General features: G+C 66.4%; 23 protein-coding genes. 4 read left to right on the top strand and 19 right to left on the bottom strand.

What is annotated here, in order from left to right:
- Positions 1–11: 11 nt before the first annotated feature.
- From phnK to HBJ55_RS16255, 19 genes are all read right to left on the bottom strand, one after another.
- Positions 12–836, bottom strand: a complete 825-nt coding sequence (phnK, locus tag HBJ55_RS16165) for a phosphonate C-P lyase system protein PhnK (RefSeq protein WP_167117224.1) — start codon at positions 834–836, stop codon at positions 12–14.
- Positions 833–1666 carry an alpha-D-ribose 1-methylphosphonate 5-phosphate C-P-lyase PhnJ gene (locus HBJ55_RS16170; protein WP_167117227.1) on the bottom strand — a complete coding sequence of 278 codons (834 nt, stop codon included), beginning with the start codon at positions 1664–1666 and terminating at the stop codon, positions 833–835. Before HBJ55_RS16170 ends, phnK begins: the two co-directional genes overlap by 4 nt.
- Entirely contained in the window at positions 1663–2805 is a 1143-nt protein-coding gene (locus HBJ55_RS16175; RefSeq protein WP_167117230.1) for a carbon-phosphorus lyase complex subunit, read from the bottom strand. Before HBJ55_RS16175 ends, HBJ55_RS16170 begins: the two co-directional genes overlap by 4 nt.
- On the bottom strand, positions 2805–3389 hold the full coding sequence (gene phnH / locus HBJ55_RS16180; protein ID WP_167117232.1) for a phosphonate C-P lyase system protein PhnH: 585 nt from the start codon (positions 3387–3389) through the stop codon (positions 2805–2807). Before phnH ends, HBJ55_RS16175 begins: the two co-directional genes overlap by 1 nt.
- A gap of 3 nt (positions 3390–3392) precedes the next feature.
- A complete protein-coding gene (gene phnG, locus HBJ55_RS16185; protein ID WP_167117235.1) occupies positions 3393–3863 on the bottom strand; it encodes a phosphonate C-P lyase system protein PhnG in 471 nt (156 codons plus the stop codon).
- Complete coding sequence (gene phnF / locus HBJ55_RS16190; RefSeq protein WP_167117238.1) at positions 3860–4609, bottom strand: phosphonate metabolism transcriptional regulator PhnF; 750 nt, start codon at positions 4607–4609, stop codon at positions 3860–3862. Before phnF ends, phnG begins: the two co-directional genes overlap by 4 nt.
- Positions 4610–4672: 63 nt before the next feature.
- Positions 4673–5464 carry a phosphonate ABC transporter, permease protein PhnE gene (gene phnE, locus HBJ55_RS16195; protein ID WP_167117241.1) on the bottom strand — a complete coding sequence of 264 codons (792 nt, stop codon included), beginning with the start codon at positions 5462–5464 and terminating at the stop codon, positions 4673–4675.
- Positions 5465–5530: 66 nt separating this feature from the next.
- Positions 5531–6568: a phosphonate ABC transporter substrate-binding protein gene (gene phnD, locus HBJ55_RS16200; protein WP_167117244.1), complete on the bottom strand. Its 1038-nt coding sequence runs from the start codon at positions 6566–6568 to the stop codon at positions 5531–5533.
- 33 nt (positions 6569–6601) lie between these two features.
- Positions 6602–7429 carry a phosphonate ABC transporter ATP-binding protein gene (phnC, locus tag HBJ55_RS16205; protein WP_167117247.1) on the bottom strand — a complete coding sequence of 276 codons (828 nt, stop codon included), beginning with the start codon at positions 7427–7429 and terminating at the stop codon, positions 6602–6604.
- Positions 7430–7704: 275 nt separating this feature from the next.
- Positions 7705–9198 (bottom strand): tripartite tricarboxylate transporter permease, encoded by a 1494-nt coding sequence (locus tag HBJ55_RS16210; protein WP_167117250.1) that lies wholly within the window; start codon positions 9196–9198, stop codon positions 7705–7707.
- Between the two features lie 9 nt (positions 9199–9207).
- Positions 9208–9681: a tripartite tricarboxylate transporter TctB family protein gene (locus HBJ55_RS16215; RefSeq protein WP_167117253.1), complete on the bottom strand. Its 474-nt coding sequence runs from the start codon at positions 9679–9681 to the stop codon at positions 9208–9210.
- Positions 9678–10667: a Bug family tripartite tricarboxylate transporter substrate binding protein gene (locus HBJ55_RS16220; RefSeq protein WP_167117256.1), complete on the bottom strand. Its 990-nt coding sequence runs from the start codon at positions 10665–10667 to the stop codon at positions 9678–9680. The genes HBJ55_RS16215 and HBJ55_RS16220 overlap by 4 nt, the downstream gene beginning before the upstream one ends.
- A 97-nt stretch (positions 10668–10764) precedes the next feature.
- Positions 10765–11970 carry a CaiB/BaiF CoA transferase family protein gene (locus HBJ55_RS16225; RefSeq protein WP_167117259.1) on the bottom strand — a complete coding sequence of 402 codons (1206 nt, stop codon included), beginning with the start codon at positions 11968–11970 and terminating at the stop codon, positions 10765–10767.
- A gap of 2 nt (positions 11971–11972) precedes the next feature.
- The gene (locus tag HBJ55_RS16230) at positions 11973–12923 is read right to left on the bottom strand and encodes a hydroxymethylglutaryl-CoA lyase (protein ID WP_167117262.1); all 951 of its coding nucleotides are present in this window, start codon (positions 12921–12923) and stop codon (positions 11973–11975) included.
- Positions 12924–13028: 105 nt separating this feature from the next.
- A complete protein-coding gene (gene ntrC, locus HBJ55_RS16235) occupies positions 13029–14441 on the bottom strand; it encodes a nitrogen regulation protein NR(I) (protein ID WP_167117265.1) in 1413 nt (470 codons plus the stop codon).
- Positions 14434–15480 (bottom strand): nitrogen regulation protein NR(II), encoded by a 1047-nt coding sequence (gene glnL, locus HBJ55_RS16240; protein WP_167117268.1) that lies wholly within the window; start codon positions 15478–15480, stop codon positions 14434–14436. The genes ntrC and glnL overlap by 8 nt, the downstream gene beginning before the upstream one ends.
- A 326-nt stretch (positions 15481–15806) precedes the next feature.
- Entirely contained in the window at positions 15807–16379 is a 573-nt protein-coding gene (locus tag HBJ55_RS16245) for a DUF4124 domain-containing protein (protein WP_167117271.1), read from the bottom strand.
- Between the two features lie 170 nt (positions 16380–16549).
- The gene (glnA, locus tag HBJ55_RS16250; protein ID WP_167117274.1) at positions 16550–17956 is read right to left on the bottom strand and encodes a glutamate--ammonia ligase; all 1407 of its coding nucleotides are present in this window, start codon (positions 17954–17956) and stop codon (positions 16550–16552) included.
- A 348-nt stretch (positions 17957–18304) separates the two neighbouring features.
- Complete coding sequence (locus HBJ55_RS16255) at positions 18305–18844, bottom strand: glycosyltransferase family protein (RefSeq protein ID WP_167117277.1); 540 nt, start codon at positions 18842–18844, stop codon at positions 18305–18307.
- 340 nt (positions 18845–19184) lie between these two features.
- Between HBJ55_RS16255 and typA the strand changes: the two genes are divergently transcribed.
- From typA to HBJ55_RS16275, 4 genes are all read left to right on the top strand, one after another.
- Complete coding sequence (gene typA / locus HBJ55_RS16260; RefSeq protein ID WP_167117280.1) at positions 19185–21032, top strand: translational GTPase TypA; 1848 nt, start codon at positions 19185–19187, stop codon at positions 21030–21032.
- A gap of 131 nt (positions 21033–21163) precedes the next feature.
- Positions 21164–22189: a MerR family transcriptional regulator gene (locus HBJ55_RS16265; RefSeq protein WP_167117283.1), complete on the top strand. Its 1026-nt coding sequence runs from the start codon at positions 21164–21166 to the stop codon at positions 22187–22189.
- A 172-nt stretch (positions 22190–22361) separates the two neighbouring features.
- On the top strand, positions 22362–22688 hold the full coding sequence (locus tag HBJ55_RS16270) for a hypothetical protein (protein ID WP_167117286.1): 327 nt from the start codon (positions 22362–22364) through the stop codon (positions 22686–22688).
- Positions 22689–22869: 181 nt separating this feature from the next.
- On the top strand, positions 22870–23967 hold a 1098-nt coding region (locus tag HBJ55_RS16275; protein ID WP_167117289.1), incomplete at its 3' end, for a sodium-dependent transporter.

The raw sequence follows: 23967 nt of genomic DNA on the forward strand, positions 1-23967 counted from the left end.
CGTCTCCTCGGTCATGGGGTCAGCACCGACGACACCAGCAGCTGCGTGTAGGCGTGCTGCGGGTCGTCGAGGATCTGGTCGGTGAGGCCGGCTTCCACCACCCGGCCGCGGCGCATCACCAGCAGGCGGTGGGCGAGCAGGCGGGCCACGGCCAGGTCGTGGGTGACCAGCACCACCGAGAGCCCGAGCTGGCGTACCAGGGTGCGCAGCATGTCGAGCAGACGCGCCTGCACCGAGACGTCGAGCCCGCCGGTGGGCTCGTCCATGAACACCAGCCGCGGCCGGGTGACCAGGGTGCGGGCGATCTGCAGGCGCTGCTGCATGCCGCCCGAGAAGGTGCGCGGCGCGTCGTCGATGCGTGCCGGGTCGAGTTCCACCTGCGTCATCCAGTCCTGGCCGGCAGCGCGCAGCTGGCCGTAGTGGCGCTGGCCCAGCGCCATCAAGCGCTCGCCGACGTTGGCTCCGGCCGAGACACCCATGCGCAGCCCGTCGCGCGGGTTCTGGTGCACCAGGCCCCACTCCAGACGCAGCAGCGCGCGGCGCCGCGCCTCGCCGATGGCGTAGAGGTCGGTCTCGCTGGCATCGCCCGGCCGGTGATAGACCACCCGGCCGGCATCCGGCGCCTCCAGCCCGGCGAGCACGCGCAGCAGCGTCGACTTGCCGGATCCTGACTCGCCGACGATCCCCAGCACCTCGCCGGCATGCAGGCGGAAGTCGATCGCCTCGCAGCCCTTGCCGGGGCCGTAGAGTCGCGTGATGTCCTGCACGTCGAGCAGCACGGGGCGGTCCAGCTCGGGCCTGGCCAGGGCAGGTGCGGAAGGGTCGGGACGTTTCATGACAGCTCTCCCCGGCGTGTCAGGCAGTAGTCGGTATCCGAGCAGACGAACATGCGCCCGCCGGCATCGTCGGTGATCACCTCGTCGAGGAAGCTCCGGTCGCTTGCGCACAGCGCGCAGCGCTCGTCCCAGCGCTGGATCTCGAAGGGGTGATCCTCGAAGTCGAGACTCTCGACATGGGTGTAGGGCGGGATAGCGTAGAGCCGCTTCTCGCGCCCGGCGCCGAACAGCAGCAGCGCCGGGCTCATGTCGAGCTTGGGGTTGTCGAACTTGGGGATCGGCGAGGGATCCATCACGTAGCGCCCGTCGACCTTCACCGGGTAGGCGTAGGTGGTGGCGATATGGCCATGGCGGGCGATGTCCTCGTACAGCTTCACGTGCATCACCCCGTACTCCTCTAGGGCATGCATCAGCCGGGTTTCCTGCTCACTGGGTTCGATGAAGCGCAGCGGCTCGGGGATCGGCACCTGGAAGACCAGGATCTGGCCCGGCTCGAGCGGCGTCTCGGGGATGCGATGGCGGGTCTGGATGACGCTCGCGGCCGGGGTCACGGTGGTGGTCTCGACCCCCGCCACGCGCTCGAAGAAGGCGCGGATGCTGACCGCGTTGGTGGTGTCGTCGGCGCCCTGGTCGATCACCTTGAGCACGTCGTCGACACCGAGAATGCTGGCGGTGAGCTGCATGCCGCCGGTGCCCCAGCCGTAGGGCATGGGCATCTCGCGGCCGCCGAAGGGCACCTGGTAGCCGGGGATGGCCACCGCCTTGAGCAGCGCACGGCGGATCATGCGCTTGGTCTGCTCGTCCAGGTAGGCGAAGTTGTAGCCATTCATGCTGGGTCTCCTGGCGCGGCGGCGCGCTCGTCGGTCGTCGATGTCGGCGAGCCGGCCTCCTGGCACGCCCCCTGCCTGCGCGCCTCGTGCTCTCGCCGCAGGCGGCGCAGCAGTTCGAGCTCGGATTGGAAGTCGACGTAATGCGGCAGCTTGAGGTGCGAGACGAAGCCCGAGGCCTCGACGTTGTCGGCATGCGCCAGCACGAATTCGGCTTGCTGGGCGGGGCCCTGGACCTCTTCGCCGAGCTCCTCGGCACGCAACGCGCGATCGACCAGCGCCATGGCCAGGGTCTTGCGCTCGTTGTGGCCGAAGGCCAGCCCGTAGCCGCGGGTGAATTGCGGCGCGGCCTCACGGGAGCCGCCGAACTGGTTGATCATCTGGCACTCGCTCAGCGCGATCTCGCCGACGCACACCGCCTCGCCCCACTCCTCGACGAAGATCTCCACCTCCACCTGGCCCAGGCGGATCTCACCGGCGAAGGGGTGATTGCGCCCGTAGCCGCGCTGGGTGGAGTAGCCCAGCGCCAGCAGGTAGCCCTCGTCGCCGCGCGCCAGCATCTGCAGGCGCGCGGCGCGGTCGACGGGATAGTCGGGCGGGTCGCGGGTGATGTCGGCCGGCTCGCTGCCGTCGTCGCGCTCGCGCTCGATCAGCCCCTCGGCGTCGAGCAGCTCCAGGATCTGCGGGCACGGCGCCAGCGGCGGCTCGCTGGCCTCCACCGCCGGCGTCTCGCCCCCGGCGAGCAGCAGGAAGTCGAGCAGGCGGTGGGTGTAGTCGTAGGTCGGCCCCAGCACCTGACCACCGGGTATGTCCTTGTAGGTGGCGCTGATGCGACGCTCGATGCGCATGGCGCCGGTGTCCAGCGGCTCGCTCACTGCCAGGCGCGGCAGCGTGGTGCGGTAGGCGCGCAGCAGAAAGGCCGCCTCGATCATGTCGCCGCTGGCCTGCTTGATGGCAAGCGCGGCGAGTTCGGGATCGTAGAGCGACGCCTCGGCCATGACGCGGTCGACGGCCAGGCGCAGCTGTCCTTGTATCTGGTCGACCCCGAGTTCGGCTTGTTCGCGGTTACCGCGGCGCCGGTCGGCGAGCAGACGATGGGCGTTGGCGATGGCGCGCTCGCCTCCTTTCACGGCAACGTACATCAGGCGACCTCCTCGATGCGGGTGCTGCGCGGCAGCGCGGCGAGTCGCGCACCGCAGGTGAGGATGGCGTCGAGCCCGCACGGGAAACTCTCGCGGTTGGCGGCGAGCCGCGCCATCAGGGGAGCGGCCGCCGCGTCCAGGCCCAACTGGCGTCGCAAGGCGATGCCGGGCCCAGTGAGGCGCCACTCGCCGGTAGGCTCGAGGGTATCGAGCGCCACCAGCAGCGTGGTGCTGCGATCGGGGTATTCGTCGCTGCCCAGGGCGAAGGCGATGGGCTCCGCCAGCACGCCCGGCGTGACCAGGGCGAAATCGGCTTCCGCCGGGTCGTCGCTCAGGCGACAACCGGTGTGGAAGGCCAGCGCCTCGCACAGCTCGGGTGTGTCCAGCCCAGGGGCGAGCCACACCCGGGTGTCGAGATCACACAGGGTCAGCAGGACGCCCCACAGCGCGGGTCCGATGTCGTCGCCCGGCGGCGACGACACCTCCAGCGTATGCAGCGTGCCGGGCTCGCTCATCGCCGAGAGAAGCTGGCGGAACAGCCGCTGGCTGTCATGGACGGGGTCGTTCAGGGTCGGCCAGAGCATGGGTCACTCCCCTCTCACCAGGGTGAAGAAATCGACACGGGTGGCGGCCGCCAGGCGCGAGGCCTCGGCACGGCGCGCCTCGAGTGCTTCCTCGAGCGGGACGATCAACTCGTCGTCGATACGCCGGGCCCAGGTCTCGCGTTGGGCACAGGCATCGACCAAGGCGATCAGCTCGGCGTGGCGCCGGTCGCGGCCGCGAACCCAGCCATGTCCCAGTGAAGCGTCGTCCCCGGCGCCGTCATCGAGGGCGACGCTGGCTCGGGTCAGGGTCATCTCACCGAGATGAAAGGCACGGCCGGTGCCGCCCATGCGACCGCGCAGCATGGCCATGCCGGTCTCGGGGCCACGCACGCAGCGATACGCGGCACGAATGCCGAGCGTGGCCCAGCGGGCCTCGAGCTGGTCGCGGGGCGTCAGCGCCAGCACCCGCTGGCGTCGCGCCTGCGGCTTGCGCTGATCAGGTAAGTGAGTCATGAGGACACCTCGTCGGAGTCGAAATCGATGTGGTAGGCGAGCCGGTCGGCCCGGGCGCGGCTGACCGATATCTCGACCAGCGCGCCGTCGCGATCGACGTTGTCGCTTACGAGCTGCAGTAGCGGAGCACCGAGCGGACAGCGCAGATGGCGAGTGTCGCCGCGGGTGGCACTGCCGGCTTCGATGCGCACGCGCCGGCGGAAGAGCCGCAGGCCGTAGTGCTGGTCGAGCAGCGCCCGGGTCGAACCGCCGCGATAGCGCCGCTCCCAGCCGGGCACCCGCGCGGGATCGAACCAGTGGCACAGCAACATGGCCGGCGCGCCGTCGATGTGCCGCAGGGTGTCGACGCGCAGCAGGCGCTCGCCGGGGCGTTGCCCGAAGCGCTGGGCGAGGGCTTCGGGCGGCTCGCACAGGCGCTGGGCGAGACACTCGGTCTGGGTGGCGATCCCCAGCGCGGCGAGGTTGTGGGTCACCTTGCTGGCGGCGCTGACGGCATAGTCGAGACGGCGGTCGACGACCTGGGTGCCGCGCCCCTGATGGCGGGTCACCATGCCCGCGGCCACCAGCTCGTCCAGCGCGCGCCGCACGGTGTGTCGATTGACCCCAAAGCGTCGGGCCAAGGCCGCCTCCGCCGGCAGCAGCTCGCCCGGGGCGTAGTCGCTGCGCACCTCGCGAGCCAGCGTATCGGCCAGCGTGCGATAGCGAGGTGCCCTGGCCGGCGGCGTATCGGTCACTTGTCTAGACATGTTCACTCCAACGAAAAAACGGAGCTTCGCAGGCAAGGGCCGCGGGAGCGGCCGTCTTTGTCCCTAGATGAAGCGCTTGCGTACGGTTTGGGAAGCCATGTCCAGCACGGTGACGGCGATAATGATCACCAGCATGATCGTGGCGGTCTCGGCGTACCGGAAACCCCGCATGGTTTCCCACAGCGCCACGCCGATGCCGCCGCCGCCGACCATGCCCAGCACGGTGGCCGAGCGAATGTTCGACTCGAAGCGATAGAGGCTCACCGAGATCCATAGCGGCAGCACCTGGGGGATCAGGCCGAAGACGATCTCCTCGATGCGCCCGGCGCCGGTGACGCGAATGCCCTCCATGGGGCCGGCCTCGCTGGCCTCGACGGCCTCGGAGAACAGCTTGGCGAGCACGCCGGTGGTATGGACGAACAGCGCCAGGGTGCCAGCGAAGGGGCCGAGCCCCACGGCCACCACGAACAGCATGGCGAAGACCAGTTCGTTGATGGCGCGGCAGGCATCCATCAGACGGCGCATGGGCTGGTAGACCCACCACGGCACTAGGTTCTCGGACGAGAGCAGGCTGCAGGGAATGGCGAACACGATCGCCAGCAGCGTGCCCCAGATGGCGATCTGAATGGTCACCAGCATCTGGTCGATGTAGCGCTCCAGGTTGCCGAACGCCGGCGGGAAGAAGTCGGCGGCGAGTTCGGCCATGTTGCCGGCGTTGGCGACCAGCGCGCCGGGGTTCATCTCGGTGCCCTGCCAGGCCCAGGCCAGTATGCCCAGAGCGGCGGCCCAGCCGAGCAGGTTGACCCAGCTGCGCTTGGCCGGGGCGGCCACGGGCATAGACGTCGTAGAGGTCATGAAGATTCTCCGGAGAGGGGCCAGCGCGGCCCCTCGGGACTCGATTGCCGTAGCGGACGGGGCCGCTTACTGGGCCATGGCGGTGGTCACGCCCTCGCGCTCTTCGGCTTGGGCGGCCTCGCGGGCCTTGAGGCGCTCGTCGAGCTCATCGAGCTGGGCGTCGAGCTCGGCCAACTGGCGCTGTTTGTCGGCATCGTCGAGCGAGTCATCGGCGGCGAGCTGGGCGCGCTGCTTGAACAGTTCGAGCTGACGGATGGGCAGCAACTGGTCGTTGTCGGAGGCGTCGAAGCGTGCCCACTGCAGCGGGGCGATCCTCTCGCGCTGCTCCGCGGTCTCGCCGTAGCTCAGAATGAAGTCGCGCAGGCGGGTCTTCATCGACTCCGGCAGGTCCTCACGCCACACCAGCGGGTCGGACGGGATCAGCGGCGACTGCCAGATCACCTTGAGCTGTTCAGCCTTGTCGGGGTGCGCCATTTCCAGGCGCTCCATGCTCTCGGTATTGAACGTGGCGACGTCCACCTGGCGGTTGGCCACCGACAGCGCATTGGTCTCGTGGTTGGAATTGAGGGTGCGCTTGAAGATGTCGGTGGCCACGACGCCGTTCTGGGCGAAGACGTAGTAGCTCGGCACCAGGAAGCCTGAGGTGGAGTTGGGGTCGCCGTTGCCGAAGGTCAGCTCGGAGGCGTTGGCCAGCACGTCTTCGACGCTCTCCAAGGGGCTGTCCTGGTGCACGATCAGCAGGCTCCAGTAGCCCGGCTCGCCGTTCTCGGGCACGGTCTGGGCGAAGATTTCGCCGCCGGCGCGGTCCACCGCCTCCATGGCCGACTTGTTGCCGTACCAGGCGAGATCGATCTTGTCGAAGCGCATGGCCTGGATCACCGCGGCGTAGTCGTTGGCGAAGAACGGCTCCACCTCGACGCCGAGGCTCTCGGCCATATCATCGAGGAACGGGCGCCACAGCGGCTCCTGGTTCTGGCTGGCCTCGGTGGAGATGATGCCGAAGCGCAGGGTGTCGAGTTCCTCCTCGGCGGCGGCGAGCTGGCTGCCGAGCAGGCCGAGACCGGCGATCAGCGGCAGGGTGAGACGGCGAAGATTGGGGCTCATGGCGGAAACCTCTTGGTGGCGGTTGGCGATGGATCAGCTGGCGGCGCCCAGGGCGACGCGGGCGGCGACGGGAACGGGCGAGTGGCGCGGCTCGTCGAACCCGGCGTTCTCGTAGAGCGACTGGAGCCGTGCCTCGGTGAGGCCCTCGGTCCGGCCGTCGTAGTAGAGGCGCCCCTGCTTGAGGGCGATGGCCCGCGAACAGTAGCGGCGGGCGTAATCGACCTGATGCAGCGAGACGAGCACGGTACGGCCATCCTCGAGATTGATGCGCTTGAGGATGTCCATGACTTCGCGTGCACTGCGCGGGTCGAGTGAGGCAATGGGCTCGTCGGCGAAAATCACGTCGGCGTCCTGCATCAGCACACGGGCGATCGCCACGCGCTGCATCTGGCCGCCGGAGAGGGTGTTGGCGCGTTGGTCGGCGAGTTCGGCAAGGCCGACGCGGGCCAGGGCCTGGCGAGCCTGGGCGCGCTCCTCGTCGGTGAAACGCCCGAGCAGCGCCCGCCAGCGCGGCATCGAGCCAAGCCGGCCGACCAGCACGTTGGTCAGCACACTGAGGCGGCCGACGAGATTGAACTGCTGGAAGATGTAGCCGCAGCGGCAGCGCTGAGTGCGCGAGCCACGCAGCAGCCGACCGCTTCGCTGGATGTCGCGCCCCATCACGCGGATGTGGCTGTCGGCCTTACGGTTGGCGGTAGTCAGCCCCACCAAGTGACGCAACAGGGTGGACTTGCCCGAGCCGGACGGCCCGATCAGGGCCACCATCTCGCCGGCATGGATGTCGAAGCCGACGTTCTCGAGGACGCGGGTCTGGCCGAAGGTCTTGCTGAGCCGCTTTACGGCAATCGTGACGCTGGGCATGGAGACGCCTCCTGTATCGGATAGCGCCAGTGTCGCGGCCCAAGGTTAAGAAGCGTTGTCTAGACAATAACGATTTGGTGACATTTCCCAGCCCCTGCGGCCGACCCGGAGTGGGAAGGCGGCATGTGGCGGCTTGGAAAACAAAGACTTGGCGAATGACGAAGCGCGACTGACACAACGTTGCCATCGAAGTGTCACGATAAACGCATCGCGCCCCGCCAAATGGCGGGGCGCGATGGGATAGCACTTTTTTATGTCACCTAGTTACATGTTACCTAGGCCCGCTGACGAACCATTCCGCTATAGACCAGCCCGGCCACGATCAGGGTGATGGCGAAGGCGTAGATACCGATGGTGATGCCGCTGTTCCACAGGATGCTCCAGTCGCCTCCGGAGATCGACATGGCGCGGCGCAGGTTGTACTCCATCTGCCCGCCCAGCAGCAGGCCCAGCACCACCGGCACGGCGGGCATCTCCAGCTTGCGCAGCACATAGCCGAGCACGCCGAAGGCCAGCATCATGTAGAGGTCGAAGGCGCTGTTGCCGAGCGAATAGACGCCGACGAAGGCCACCATCACCACCATCGGCATCAGGAACCAGCCGGGCGCCTGCAGCACCTTGGCGAACAGCCCCACTAACGGGATGTTGAGGATCAGCAGCATTACGTTGCCGATGAACAGCGCTGCCACCAGCCCCCAGACCATTTCCGGCTGCTGCGCGAACAGCAGCGGCCCAGGGGTGATGTTCATCGACAAGAGCAGCGCCAGCAGAATCGCCGTGGTGCCGCTGCCGGGGATGCCCAGCGACAGCATGGGGATCAGCGCACCGCCGGCCGCCGCGTTGTTGCCCGCTTCGGGTGCCGCTACGCCGCGCGGATCGCCCTGGCCGAACGTGCCGCGACGCCCCAGCCAGCGGCGCTCCAGGGTATAGGAGAGGAAACTGCCGAGCGCGGCGCCGGCGCCCGGCAGCACGCCGGCGACGAAACCGATGAACGAGCTGCGCCCGATGGTCGGCGCGCATTTCCCGGCACTGCGAATGCCTGGAATCGCCGAGCCCACCTTGAGGGTCGGCTTGTTGCTGCCGCGGGTATCTTCGAGAAACACCAGGCACTCGGAGATCGCGAACAATCCGACCAGGGCGACGATGAAGTCGATGCCGTCGTAGAGTTCGTACCAGCCGAAGGTGTAGCGCGGTACGCTGCTCACCGAGTCGATGCCCACGGTACCCAGCAGCAGGCCCAGGCAGGCGGCGAGAAAGCTCTTCACCAGGCTGCCGCTGGTCACCCCGCCGATGGTGGCGAAGGCCAGCACGAACAGGGCGAAGTACTCGGCCGGCCCGAAGCGGATCGCGAACCCTACCAGCAGCGGGGCGAACAGGGTGAGGCCGATGGTCGCCACGGTGGCACCGACGAACGAGGCCACGCCGGAGAGCCCCAGGGCCTCGCCGCCACGCCCCTTGAGCGCCATGGGGTAGCCGTCGAGGGTGGTCATCACCGCCGGTTCGTCACCGGGAATGTTGAGCAGGATCGAGCTGATCCGCCCACCGTACATGCAGCCGTAGTAGATGCTGACCAGCAGGATCAGCGCGGCGGTCGGCGTCAGGCCGAAGTTGAAGGTCAACGGGATCATCAGCGCCACCCCATTGACCGGCCCGAGCCCCGGCAGCGTCCCGATCAGCGTGCCTACGGCACAGCCGACCAGCGCCAGAAACAGGTGCTGGGGTTCGAGCGCCACGGCGAAGCCTTGGGCGAGAAAAGCCAATATATCCATCGAGACGCCTTACCAGTCGAGGCCCGGCATGTTGGGCAGCGGCATGCCGAGAGCGAATTCGAACAGCAGATAGAGCGAGACCGTCAGCAGCGCGCCGCAGGCCAGCGAGGCCCTCCAGGTCGCGCCGAACAGACGAATCAGCAGCACCACGCAGACCAGACTGGCGGGCAGGAAGCCCAGCGGCTTGAGAACGCCGGCGTAGATACCGAGCAGCAGCAGCGCCGCCCCCTGCCTGAGCAGGGCGGCGCGCTGCGGCCAGCGCTGATTGACGCCGGGGCGTATCACCAGATAGGCCGCGAACAGGCCCATCGGCACGCTGACGAGACGCGGAAAGGCGCCGGGCCCCACGACCTGGCCGAAGCCGGCGGGGAAGGTGTGTGAATACCACCACGCTCCCACTGCCATCAGCAGCAGCACGACGCCGGCGATACGATCGGCGACAGCGCCCGAGACCTGATCCGTGTTCAGCCCGGGTTCACTCACTCGATGACACCGATCTCGCGCGAAACGGACTCGACCTCGTCGATGGTCTCGTAAACGTAGTCGGTGAACTCCTCGCCACCGCGCCACAGCGGTACCAGGCCGTTCTGCTGGGCGGTCTCCTTCCACTCGTCGCTCTGGTAGAGCGTCTCGAGGGTCTCGACCATGCTTGCGTAGTCCTCGTCGGAGACCTCACCGCCGGTGTAGAAGCCGCGCCAGTTGTAGCCGGTCACGTCGTAACCCTGGGACACCGCGGTGGGCAGCTCAGCGAAGGGCTCGGGCAGCGGCTCGTCGGACAGTACCGCCAGCACCCGCACGTCGCCGGACTCGATGAAACCGGCGATCTCCCCGAGGTCGGTCGAAACCATGTCGACGTGTCCCCCCATCATCTGGGTCACGGCCGGTCCGCCGCCGTCGAACTGCACCCAGCGCACGCTGGCCATCTGATCGGCCGGCATGCCCGCCTCCTTGGCCAGCAGCAGCGCGCGGATGTGATCCCAGCCTCCGGCGCCGCTGGAGCCGGCCATGGCCACCGCACCCGGGTCCTCGATCATGTCGTTCAACAGTTCTTCAAGCGTTTCGTAGGGGCTCTCGTCATCGACCAGAATCACGCCCACATCGGTGCCCAGCATGGCCAGCCAGCGCATGGTATCGGCGTCGCCGGGGTATTGGCCCTGGGCGATCTGCGTCATGCCCACGGTGCTGGTCGCCACGATCAGGTCGCTATCGTCGGCGCGACTGCTGGCAACGTTGGAGAACGCCACGGCCCCGACGCCACCCGGCATGTTGGTGACCTGCACGGCGCCGTCGGTCAATTCCAGCTCGCGCAGCAGCTTGGCCACCGAGCGGCAGGTGAAGTCCCAGCCGCCGCCGGGGTCGGCCGGGGCGATGCATTCGCTGATGGGCAGTGCCTGGCTCGGTGAGCTGATGGCCAGCCCCAGCAGGGCCGAAGCGGCGAGACCGTGGCGAGCGTGCTTGATGGTGCGCATTGTCGTGTCCCTCGTTTGTTGTTGTGTTGCTGTCGTGCCGTGTTGCGGTGGGTATTGCCACGCCGAAGCCTCGGCTCGGCGCCTCTTGCAGATTAGCTCATATAACTCCGCGTGCCTGCATGGCTGAGATCTCGGCTTCCTCGACCCCCAGCTCGCGCAGAATCTCGCGGGTATGCTCGCCGAGTTCCGGTACGCCACGGTGAACCGCCGCGGGGGCCTCGCTCATCTTGACCGGGAAGCCGGTCGTGGGAATCCGGCCGAACTTCCCCTGGTCCAGCTCGATCTTCATCTGCTGTGCCTGTACCTGGGGATCGTCGAAGGTCTCGCGCAGGTCGTGGACGCGCCCACAGGGCACGCCGGCGCGGTTGAGATGCGCGATCCACTCGTCGACACTGCGCTGTTCGGTGACCCGCGTCAGTATCTCGCGCAGGGCTTCGCGATTGCGCATGCGATGGGGGTTATCGGCGAAGCGCTCGTCGTCGAGCAGATGCAGCATGTCGAGCGCGCGCAAGAAGCGTTCGACCATGATGTCGTTGCTGGGGGCGATGGCCACCTCGCCGTCGCTGGTGCGGAACAGGCCGTAGGGATAGAGCATGGGATGGTCGTTGCCGGTGCGCGCCGGCACCTGGCCGGTGGCGAAGAACTCCGCCGCCAGGTAGCCCATCATGCCGATCAACCCGTTGGTCAGGGCGGTCTCGACGATATCGCCCTGCCCGCTGCGCTCGCGTCGTACCAGCGCCGCGCAGATGCCGAAGGCCAGGTTCTGGCTGGCCACCATGTCGCTGATGGGTGGTGCCGCGCGCATGGGTTCGCCGTCGGCGGGGCCGTTGACGCCCATGAAGCCGCTCATGGCCTGGGCGATGAAATCGTAGGCGGGCCGGTCGCGATAGGGCCCGGTGGAGCCGAAGCCGTTGATGCGCCCAACGACCAGGCGCGGATAGCGCTCGCGCAGGGTCTCGTCGTCGAGGCCCATCTTGGCCATGACGCCGGGGCGGAAATTCTCGACCAGCACGTCGGCCTCTTCCAGCAGCCGGGCCAGGAGCACCTTGCCCTCTTCGCTGCGCAGATCCAGCGTCAACGAGCGCTTGTTGCGGTTGAACTGGGCGAAATACCAGCTGAAACCGTTCACGATGTTGCCTTGGGAGCGCACGATATCGCCGCGCTCCGGCGGTTCGATCTTGATCACCTCGGCGCCGTGGTCGCCCAGCATCTGGGTGCAGAACGGCCCCGAGATGACCCGCGTGAGGTCGATCACGCGAATGCCCTCCAGGCTTCCCGCCGCCTGGGCTGGTGAATTCGTCATGTTCATCCTTTTGCCGTGGGCACCGCCGCGCAGTCGCTGAGCGCCAGCCGTGGCCCCGCCTTGGAGACCTGGGCCGGCAGGGGGCGCCCCATCAGGCGGGTGGCGAGTTGCGCGGCCTCGATCATCCGCTCCAGGTCGATGCCGGTCTCGATGCCCATCTCGCCGAGCAGATAGACCAGGTCCTCGCTGGCGATGTTGCCCGTCGCCTTCGGCGCGAAGGGGCATCCCCCCAGCCCGCCAATCGAGCTCTCGTAGCGATCGACGCCAAGCGCGAGGCCCTGCATGACGTTGGCCAGGCCAATGCCGCGAGTATTGTGAAAGTGCAGGGTCGGCGACACGCCGGGCGCCACCTCGCGAAGGTGGGCGATCCGCTCCGCAACCAGGGGCGGCGTGGCCATGCCGGTGGTATCGCCCAGCGATACGTAGCGGGCGCCGAGGTCGGCGAAGTGGCGGGCGATGCGGCCTACCGCGGCCACGTCGACGTCGCCCTCGAAGGGACAACCGAAGCAGGTGGCGATGGCCCCGCGCAGCTCGATGCCGCTGCCCTCGAGGCGCCGGGCCACCTGCTCGAAGCTCGCCAGCGACTCATCGACGCTGGCATTGACGTTCTTGGCGTTGTGGGTTTCCGAAGCCGAGACGAACAGCACCACCGAGTCGATGCCGGCCTCCAGGGCCCGCTCGGCCCCGCGCAGGTTGGGCACCAGCGCCGAGAAGTGCACCCGGTCGATGTCCCTGAGCTCGGCCACTAGCTCCGCGGCATCGGCCAGCGCCGGTACCGCGCGCGGACTGACGAAGGAGGTCAGCTCGAATTCGCGCACCCCGGCCGCAACCAGGGCACGCACCAGCTCGGCCTTGTGCGCCGTGGAGAGCAGTACCTTCTCGTTCTGCAGGCCGTCGCGCGGGCCCACTTCGGTGACGTGGACCTGCCGGGGCGCCCGGATCGCTTCTAGCATGATGGTTAGCCGCGCAATGATTTCCCCGACTGTACGTAGCCGACTCGCATCGCAGCCATGCGCCTTTGGTTTAATACCGGCTCTTGTATGGCCCGGCCCCGCTTCTCAGTCGCCGTCGGCCAGTGCCGGCAGCAGCACCTTGAGCTTACGCGTGAGGGTATTGCGCCCCCAGCCCAGTAGTTCGGCGGCCTCGCCCTTGCGCCCACCGGTGTGCTTCAGCGCCGTCTCGATCAGGATGCGTTCGAAATCCGGCACGGCCTCTTCCAGCAGGTGGGTGTGGCCCGCCGCCAGGGCGCGGTCGGCCCAGTCGCGGAAGGCGGCGCGCCAATCGCCATTGGCGACTTCGCCACCCTCGCCCTGGCGCAGCTCCGGTGGCAGATCCTCGACCAGGATCTCGCGGCCCGAGGCCATTACCGTCAACCAGCGACAGGTATTCTCCAACTGGCGCACGTTGCCCGGCCAGGCCAGCCGGGTCAGGTGAGCCTCGGCGTCCTTGGTCAGCACCTTGATGTCGGTGGCGAGTTCCTTGGCGGCTTCGGCCAGGAAGTGGCGCGCCAGCCGCGGGATGTCCTCGCGCCGCTCCGCCAGCTTGGGCAGGTGCACGCGGATCACGTTGAGGCGATGAAACAGGTCCTCGCGGAAGCGGCCATCCTCGACCAGCCGCTCCAGGTTCTGGTGGGTGGCGGCAATGATGCGCACATCCACTTTTACCGGCGTATGGCCGCCAACCCGATAGAACTCGCCGTCGGCCAGCACCCGCAGCAGCCGCGTCTGGGTCTCGGCGGGCATGTCACCGATCTCGTCGAGAAACAGCGTGCCGCCGTTGGCCTGCTCGAAGCGCCCTTGGCGGCTTGCCGTGGCGCCGGTGAAGGCGCCCTTCTCGTGGCCGAACAGCTCGGATTCGATCAGGTCGCGGGGAATCGCCGCCATGTTCAGGGCAATGAACGGATGGCTGGAGCGCGGGCTGTGCTGATGCAGGGCGCGGGCCACCCGCTCCTTGCCGGTACCCGACTCGCCGTTGATCAGTACCGTGATGTGAGAGTGCGACAAACGGCCGATGGCGCGGAAGACCTCCTGCATCGCCGGAGCTTCACCGATGATCTCGGCGTCCAGCCCCTCAGGCACGCTGACCGGGCGCTTGCGCTCGCGGGCATGGGCCACGGCACGGCGCACCAGAGCCAGCGCCTCGTCGACATCGAACGGCTTGGGCAGGTATTCGAAGGCGCCCCCCTGATAGGAGGCCACGGCGCTGTCGAGGTCGGAGTGGGCGGTCATCACGATGACCGGCAGGTCGGGGTGAACCTCGCGCACCCGCGACATCAGGTCGAGGCCATCGATGCCCGGCATGCGGATGTCGGTGACCAGAACGTCGGGCGGGTCATCCAGCAAGCGGCTGAGCGCCACGTCGGCCCGGTCGATGCACTCGACCTCGAGGTCGGGCTGAGCCAGGGCGCGCTCCAGCACCCAGCGAATGGCGCGGTCGTCGTCGACCACCGCGACACGTGCGACATCAGTCATGGCGCCTCTCCAGTGGAATAAGCAGACGGAACTCGGTATGGCCGGGGCGGGAATCGCATTCGATCAGCCCCTGGTGCTGATGCAGGATGCCCTGGGCAATGGACAGTCCCAGCCCACTGCCGTCGGCGCGCCCCGAGACCATGGGATAGAAAAGGGTTTCCTGAAGGCTCTCGGGAACGCCGGGGCCGTTGTCGATCAGGGCCACTTCGCAGACCAGGCGATGGCGCTCCGCGCCCAGGGTGAACTGGCGGCGTGCCCGGGTGCGTAACAGCAGGCTCGGGGCTTCGGTACCCGCCTCGGTCAACGCCTCCACGGCGTTGCGGGCCACGTTGAGCACGGCCTGGATCATCTGCGCCTCGTCGCCGGGGAAATCCGGCAGGCTGGGATCATAGTCGCGTTCGATGGCCACCGACGGGGTCTCCGCCATCAGCAACGCACGCACCCGCTCCAGCACCTTGTGGATATTGAGCGGCTCGTGGCGCACCAGCTTGTTCGGTCCCAGCATGCTGTCGACCAGGTCGCGCAGACGGTCGACCTCTTCGACGATGATGCGGGTGAACTCCTGCAGAGTGGGGTCGTCGAGGTCGCGCTCCAGCAGCTGCGCCGCACCGCGGATCCCACCCAGCGGGTTCTTGACCTCATGGGCCAGGCCACGTGACAGCACCTTGATCGCCTCCTGTCGGTTGAGCAGGGCCTCCTCGCGGGAGATGCGCAACAGGCGGTCGCGCGGCTCCATCTCCACCAGCAGTTCCACCGTCGACAACGGCGTTACCGTGTAGTCGATCGTGACCACGGCGCCGCCGACCAGTGCCAGCCTTACCTCGCGCTGGGTGAAGGGGTGCTGATCGTCACGCGCCTTGGCCAGTACTTCGCCCATGCCGTCGTCCTCGGTCAGCAGGCTCGCCAGGCTGAGCCCCTTCACCCGACCCAGGCTGACCGCCAGCAAGGCTTCGGCCGCCGGATTCATCCAACTCAGCCGCAACTCATGGTCGAGCAACAGCACCGCCGTGGTGAGGTGTTCCATCAGGCGTCGATACATTTACGACCTTCCCTCGTTGAACGCAGGAGTGCATGGCGCAGTACGTGCATCGTCATGGCGCATCGGCAGGGATCACCGCAGCTACCGCCCCGAAGCCAGGCAACACTCTGGTGGAACATTCCAAGCAAGAAGCGCGCCAACCCCACGGCGGCGCAGCAGGGCGCCGTTTCAGGGCGACGGCAGCGAGCCCTTATGCACCATTATGGTGCATAAGCAGTGAGACCGCCAAATCAGGTGGCACAAATCTTCCCCATCGCGGGGCATCGAGGCACGAGAAAGGGCGAGCCAGGGAGAACGCTACATCAGTTTGAGGCTGACGCCTCGGCTCAACCGCCATTCTGCGGCAGCGTCACGTTGGCTCGCTGCACATAAAGGGAGACCGGCGGGCTGCGATGACGCACCTGCCCCTGGGCATCGAGCAGCTCCGCCTGCAGCACGTATTCACCACGGCCAAGGTCGTTGAGCATGAAGGCGCGGGTATGCATGGGAGTCTGGCTCACCCGGCCGTCGACCAGCAGTTGCACGCGATGGTCGGGGCGTAGCTCCGGCTCGATGGCCAGCTCCACTTGCAAGTTGCCGGCATAGCTTGCGGGGAGGTCCGCCCCGTGCTGCGGCGAACGGATGCGGAAGGTGTCGTAGGGCATGAACGGCTGGCCGGGTGCCTCACCCATGCGTGGGGCGACACCCTCGACGCGCGGCGGCTCTGCCTGGCGCCCTTCGACCGGCGAAGGGATCACGGTCAGCGGTGCCAGCTCGACCGGCTCGCCGCCACGGTTGGGGTCGTCGGTGAATATCACGTTGCCCTGTGCATCGGTGGAGCGGTAGATCGACGTGGCCAGCGCCCCCTGCGCCAGCACCAGGCCCAGGCCCAGCAGACAGAGCGCGATCGCCTTGCCCATGTGGACTCTCCCTTCGACGGCGCCCCGCGCAGCTCCGCTGCCGATCGGCCGATGTGCCCATGAGTGTGTTGCCCTGCAACCTTTCGCAACTCAGTGTACGACAAAAAAGGGGCTCCGCGATGCGGAGCCCCTCGTAGCGAACCGGCGCCCATGGCGCCGGACGCAACAGCTTAGCAGCTGTAGTACATGTCGAACTCGATCGGGTGCGTGGTCATGCGGATACGCTCGACGTCTTCCATCTTCAGCTCGATGTAGGCATCGATCATGTCGTCGGTGAACACGCCGCCTTCGGTGAGGAAGCCACGATCCTTGTCCAGGGCCTCCAGGGCCTGATCGAGGCTGCTCGCCACGGTCGGCACCTTCTTGCCCTCTTCCGGCGGCAGGTCATAGAGGTTCTTGTCCATGGCGTCGCCGGGGTGGATCTTGTTCTTGATGCCGTCGATACCGGCCATCAGCATCGCCGCGAAGCACAGGTAGGGGTTGGCGGTCGGGTCCGGGAAGCGAAGCTCGACGCGCTTGCCCTTGGGGCTCGCGGTGTACGGGATGCGGATGGAAGCCGAACGGTTACGCGCGCTATAAGCCAGCATGACCGGCGCTTCGAAACCCGGCACCAGACGCTTGTAGGAGTTGGTCGAAGCGTTGGCAAAGGCGTTCAGGGCACGCGCGTGCTTGATCACACCACCGATGTAGTAGAGCGCCATTTCGGACAGCCCGGCGTACTGGTCGCCGGCGAACTGGTTCTGGCCCTCCTTCCAGAACGACTGGTGCACGTGCATGCCGCTGCCGTTGTCGCCGACCAGCGGCTTGGGCATGAAGGTCGCGGTCTTGCCGTAGGCGTGGGCCACGTTGTGGATCACGTACTTCATTTCCTGAACTTCGTCGGCCTTCTTCACCAAGGTGTTGAACTTTACGCCGATCTCGTTCTGGCCGGCGTTGGCCACCTCGTGGTGATGCACCTCGACGGTCTGACCGATGGCTTCCAGGGTGTTGCACATCGCGCCGCGAATGTCGTGGAAGCTGTCGACCGGGGGCACCGGGAAATAGCCGCCCTTGACGCGCGGACGGTGGGCCAGGTTGCCGCCTTCGACCTGACGGTCGGTGGACCAGGCGCCCTCTTCGGAAGTGATCTTGTACATGGCGCCTTCGATGTCGGCTTTCCAGTGCACTTCGTCGAAGATGAAGAACTCGGGCTCGGGGCCGAAGAAGGCGGTATCACCCAGGCCGGTGGACTGCAGGTAGGCCTCGGCGCGCTTGGCGATGGAGCGCGGGTCGCGCTCATAGCCCTGCATGGTGGCCGGCTCGATGATATCGCAGCGCAGCACCAGGGTGGCGTCTTCGGTGAACGGGTCGAGGAAGGCGGTGCCGTCTTCCGGGCGCAGGATCATGTCGGACTCGTTGATGCCCTTCCAGCCGGAGATGGAGGAGCCGTCGAACATCTGGCCGTTCTCGAAGAATTCCTCATCGACGTCACGGGCCGGAATGGTGACATGCTGTTCCTTGCCCCGCGTGTCGGTGAAGCGCAGATCAACCCACTTCACATCATGTTCTTCGATCAGGGCGAGAGTCTTGGCTGACATTTGTGTCCTCCGTTTGAGCTGTGGCTCGATTCGTTTGGCTGAAGTCCACTGGCACTGGTTGCATCGCAGCGCCTGTTGTAACACGCGGTGGGCCTACTGCCCACGTCGCCATGCACAAGCATGGAGAGCTGCCCACACAAATGCAGGAGCCATGCCAAGCATGCACCATGCAAGCCCGGAGAAAGAATAAGTGACGGTAATAATTGAAAAAAAATTTGCACCGCTCTGTATCGCGCTGCACCAAGCCTGCTCGACCGGTCTCATTGAGTACCAGCAGGCTTAAAACAAAGCACCGCGTTGGTGCAATCTTGCCCAGAGCGCACCAAACAGGTGCGAGGAAAGAGGGATTTACGCGACTTCGATCGATACGCGAGCCTGGCATGCCCGCAGCCGTTCGAGCAGATCGGGCAGGGCATCGCTTCCCAACTGCGGGTCGAAGCCGCCGATGCGATCGAACCAGGTCCGCGCCACCCAGAAGGTATCCATCGGCGAGAGGCGCTGGAGCAGCCACCACCAGCGCAGCCAGCTGTGACGGCGCATGGGCAGGACGGCAGCGTCCCAGTCGCTGCCGAGGTTGACATCGGCCAGCCGGTGGCTCAGCCAATCGGCGGCACGGCGATCTCCCTGTCCAGGAAAGAGCAGGACGTCACCGCGACTGGCCCCCACCGCGGCGTTGAACCGGCTGCCCAGGGTAGCGGAGCCACAGGATAGCAGGATGGCCTGGTGGCGCTGAGCCAAGGCCGGTAATCGACGATCGCCGGTATCATCTACCAGGAGCAGCTCATGGCCACCCTCCCAGCGCCGGGCAGCCTGTGCGAAAATGACCAGACTGCGCGGAAGTTTGGCTCCCGCAGTCCGGGCATCGAATATGACACTGGCAAGGCTCATGGCTCAGGCTCCACCAAGGCATAAAAGGGCCACCCGACAGCCGAAAAGTTACTAACTGTGTAGATAAGTGTAGAAAAGTATCGAAAAAGTTCCCTTGCTGAATTTTGTCGCACCAAGCTGCCCAATTCATGACCGGCTTTGCCGGACGGCAGCATTGCCCGGGCACCCCCGAACGCATGGGGAGAGCCACGCCTTGGGCTGAGAAGCGCCTTATGACGAGGTAGTGCTATTCCCCCTCGCTGCTTATCTGTACAATGCGCCACCACTCCCCTACCCCGCGCCTAGGGTACGTTCTTCGATGTGTACATAGGTGCGCACCCTAGTTGATGAGTCACACCCTATGAACACAGCTGTAACCCCCTCTCGTATCGAGAGTTTGCGCAATATTGCCATCATCGCCCACGTCGACCACGGCAAGACCACGCTGGTCGACAAGCTGCTGAGCCAGTCCGGCACGCTCGACCGCAAGGCCGAAGGCCAGGAGCGCATCATGGACTCCAACGACCAGGAGAAGGAACGCGGCATCACCATCCTGGCCAAGAATACAGCGATCCGCTGGCAGGACGGCAACGGCCGCGACTTCCACATCAATATCGTCGACACCCCCGGACACGCCGACTTCGGCGGCGAGGTGGAGCGCGTGATGTCGATGGTCGACTCGGTGCTGCTGCTGGTCGACGCCGTCGACGGCCCCATGCCGCAGACCCGCTTCGTGACCCAGAAGGCCTTCGCCCAAGGGCTCAAGCCGATCGTGGTGGTCAACAAGATCGATCGCCCCGGTGCGCGCCCCGACTGGGTCATCGACCAGATCTTCGATCTGTTCGACAACCTCGGCGCCACCGACGAGCAGCTCGACTTCCCGATCGTCTACTGCTCGGCGCTCAACGGCATCGCCGGCATGGACCCGGAGACGCTGGCCGATGACATGTCGCCCATGTTCCAGGCCATCGTCGACATCGTCGAGCCGCCGGCGGTAGAGATGGACGGACCGTTCCAGATGCAGATCTCGGCGCTGGACTACTCCAGCTACGTGGGCGTCATCGGCCTGGGCCGCATCAAGCGTGGCTCGGTCAAGCCCAACCAGACGATCACCGTGATCGGCACCGACGGCAAGACCCGCAAGGGCAAGGTCGGCCAGGTGATGACCCATATGGGCCTGGAGCGAGTGCAGACCGAGCTGGCCACCGCCGGCGACATCGTCTGCATCACCGGCATCGATGAGCTCTCCATCTCCGACACCCTGTGCGACCCGGCCGCCGTCGAGGCGCTGCCGCCGCTGTCGGTCGACGAGCCCACCGTGTCGATGACCTTCCAGGTCAACGACTCGCCGTTCGCCGGCCGTGACGGCAAGTACGTCACCAGCCGCAACATCAAGGATCGCCTCGAGCAGGAGCTGATCCACAACGTGGCGCTGCGCGTCGAGCAGGGCGAGAGCCCTGAGAAATTCAAGGTCTCCGGCCGCGGCGAGCTGCACCTCTCGGTGCTGATCGAGACCATGCGCCGCGAAGGCTTCGAGCTGGCGGTGGGCCGCCCCGAGGTGATCATCAAGGAGATCGACGGCGTCAGGCAGGAGCCGTACGAAGAGGTGATCATCGACTGCGAGGAGCAGCACCAGGGCGCCATCATGGAGGAGCTCGGCTACCGCAAGGGCGAGCTGACCAACATGAACCCCGACGGCAAGGGCCGCGTGCGCCTGGACTTCATCATTCCCGCACGCGGGCTGATCGGTTTCCGCGGCCAGTTCCTGACCCTGACCTCGGGCACCGGCATCCTCACCAGCCGCTTCGACCACTATGGCCCGCTCAAGCCCGACGCCGCCATCGAGCGTCGCAACGGCGTGCTGGTGTCGATGGTCGACGGCAAGGCGCTGGCCTACGCGCTGTACGCCCTGCAGGAGCGCGGCAAGCTGATCATCGACCACGGCACCGAGGTCTATGAAGGCATGCTGGTAGGCATCCACAACCGCGCCAACGACCTGGTGGTCAACCCCACCAAGGGCAAGAAGCTCGACAACATGCGCGCTTCGGGTAACGACGAGAACATCGTGCTGACGCCGCCGGTGAAGTTCAGCCTGGAGCAGGCCATCGAGTTCCTCGACGACGACGAGCTGGTGGAGATCACCCCCAACCACATCCGCCTGCGCAAGAAGTTCCTCAAGGAGCACGAGCGCAAGCGCAACAAGAAGTAAAGCTTGCTCGTTTCTCAACGACACCCGCCCCTTCGGCGGGTGTCGTCGTTTTGCGGTACAAAACCTCCTTGACCCTCACGCAACGTGAGCCTCCAAGCTTCAGCCCACGCATGGACGAAAGGAGACGAAGCATGCTGTTACGAGTCGGTGAATTGGCCAAGCGCACGGGCCTGACCGTGAGAACGCTGCATCACTACGACGAAATCGGCCTGCTCGTGCCTTCCATGCGTTCCGATGCCGGCTATCGGCTCTATCGGCGCCAGGATGTCGCCCGCCTGCACCGTATCCAGGCGCTGCGCTCCCTGGGCATGTCGCTGGCCGATATCGGCGCCTTGCTAGACCGGCCTTCTCCTTCTCTCACCGCCGTGATCGAACGGCAGATTCAGGAGCTGGAACGCAAGATCGCGGACCAGAGCCTGCTGCGAGATCGCCTCGTGGCGCTGCATCAGCAGTTCGAGAACGGCGACGAGCCGGAGATGGACGACTGGCTGAAGACACTGGAGATGATGACCATGTACGACCGCTACTTTACCCCGCAGGAACTCGACCGCCTGCCGCTGTACCAGGCCGACGACGAGCGGCAAATCGAATGGAAGGCGTTGATCGGCGAGGCCGAAGCCTTGATGCGCCAAGGCGTGCCGCCCGACGACCGTGCCGCCCAGGAGCTGGCGAAGCGCTGGATGATGACGCTCGAGCGAGATACTGCTGGTGACCCTACGCTGCTCGACAAGCTGAACGCCATGCATGCCAACGAGCCGGAGGTCCAAGCTCAGATGGGCATTTCCGCTCAGGTCTCCGAGTACGTGATGCAAGCGTTCGCCCAGTCCAAGCTGGCCATCTACCAACGCTACCTCAACGAGGAGGAGTTCGCTTTCATGCGCCAGCGCTACCCGCAGCGCATGCACGAGTGGCCACCCCTGATGGCCAAGCTGCGCCAGCAGCTCGAGCAAGGGACCCCGCCGCAGGCCCCGGCCGTGCAGCAACTGGCCAGGGAGTGGCTGGAGCTGCTGCGCAGCTTCGCCGGCGACGACCCTGCCACGCACGAGAAGATCCGCCGGGCCAACGAGCAGGAGCCGGCGCTCCAGGCGAGCGTCTGGATGACCGAGCGCATGAAGGAGTACCTGGGCAAGGCGATCGCGTACCTGCCGGCGAGCTGAGCCACCCCACCCGCTACCGTCGCCACGGTGGCGGGTTTCCCCTCCGCTGTTCCTTCCGCGATGCACTTCCTTGGCCATGGTCATGGCAACCCACTCCTGCCTGACGTAGAGTGCGGCGCTTCTCCATGACCGTGGCTACCCTAGGAGAGAATCAACTTCCAGGAGAGCAACCATGCACAAGCACGTGGAATGGGACGACCCCGGAGCCGACAGCGTGATGCGCCATTACGAGCGCAGCCCACAGGGCTATTCGGAGCCGGGGCGGGGCGATATCCTCTCGGGCCGCTACCAGGGCAAGGTGGTGCGGATCAAGGTCGAGGCCTACGTCGACGGCACCAGCATCGGCGAGGTGGTGGCTCTGATCGAGCCGTTCAGCGGCAAGCGCCGCAAGCTGATCGGCAAGCTCGCCGTGGGCGACACGGTGAGGCTGCCGGATGCCAGCCGCGCCTTCGAGCCGCGCCCGGCCGACATCTCGAAGGAGGACGAAGAGCCGCAGTGACTTCCACGAACCCGCGCCCCGGTCACCTGCCGTTCCCAACGTATCCTTAACGATTGTCTACTGGCCAGGAAGCGGGTTCTGTCGCACAGTGTACGCGCCCAACGACCGGCCCCACCCAACCGGTATCCAGTGGCGACATTCGCAGGCCCACAAGGCCACAAGACGAGCCTTCGGAAGCATAATGAGCACGTACAACGTCTGGACACACAAGGGTACCTTCCTGTTGGCTGCCGTCGGCTCGGCAGTGGGGCTCGGCAACCTATGGCGCTTTCCCTATCTCGCCGGTGAGAACGGCGGCGGCGCCTTCATCCTGATCTATGCCCTGACCATCTTCGCCGTCGGCATTCCGATCCTGATCGCCGAGACCATGCTCGGCCGCGCCAGCCGCCGAAGCCCGATCATGGGCATGCAGTTCCTGACCCGCACCCACAAGACCTCCCGCGGCTGGGTATCGATCGGCTGGCTGGGCGCCGCTTCGGCCTTCCTGATCCTGAGCTTCTACTCGGTAATCGCCGGCTGGGCGATCCACTACACCTGGCTGATGCTCACCGGCACGCTGGTCGGTGCCGATGCCGCCACCATCGGCGCCGGTTTCGATGCGCTGCTGGCCTCGCCGGGGTTGCTCACGCTCTACCACACCCTGTTCATCATCGCCTCGGGCCTGATCGTGGGCATGGGCATTCACAAGGGAATCGAAAACGGGCTGCGCATCATGATGCCGGCGCTGTTCGTGATCCTGCTGGTGGTGCTCGCCTATAGCATCGCCAATGGCGACTTCGCCGCCGCGGCAAGCTTCCTGTTCACTTTCAACCTGGCCGACCTGAGCCTCGAAGGCTGGTTGCAGGCGATGGGCCAGTCGTTCTTCACCTTGAGCCTCGGCATGGGCGCGATCATGGCCTACGGCGCCTACATGGCAAGCGACGCCTCGCTGAGCCGCACCGCCTTCGCCATCGCCTTCATCGATACCGCCGTGGCCATGGTCGCGGGCCTGGCGATCTTCTCGCTGGTGTTCGGCGCCGGGCTCGACGCCGACGCCGGGCCGGGGCTGATGTTCGTGACGCTGCCGCTGGCCTTCGCCGAGATGCCTCTCAGCGGCTTGGTCGGCGGGGTGTTCTTCATCCTGGTATTGGGGGCAGCCATCAGCTCCTCGATCTCGCTGATCGAGCCGGTGGCCGCCTTCCTCGTCGAGCGCTTCGACCTCACCCGCCCGCAGGCGGTGTTTGTCATGGTCGTGGCCAGTTGGGCGCTGGGACTGCTGACGGTGGTCAGCTTCAACCTG

Source organism: Billgrantia bachuensis (assembly GCF_011742165.1).
Taxonomy (GTDB): Bacteria; Pseudomonadota; Gammaproteobacteria; order Pseudomonadales; family Halomonadaceae; genus Halomonas; species Halomonas bachuensis.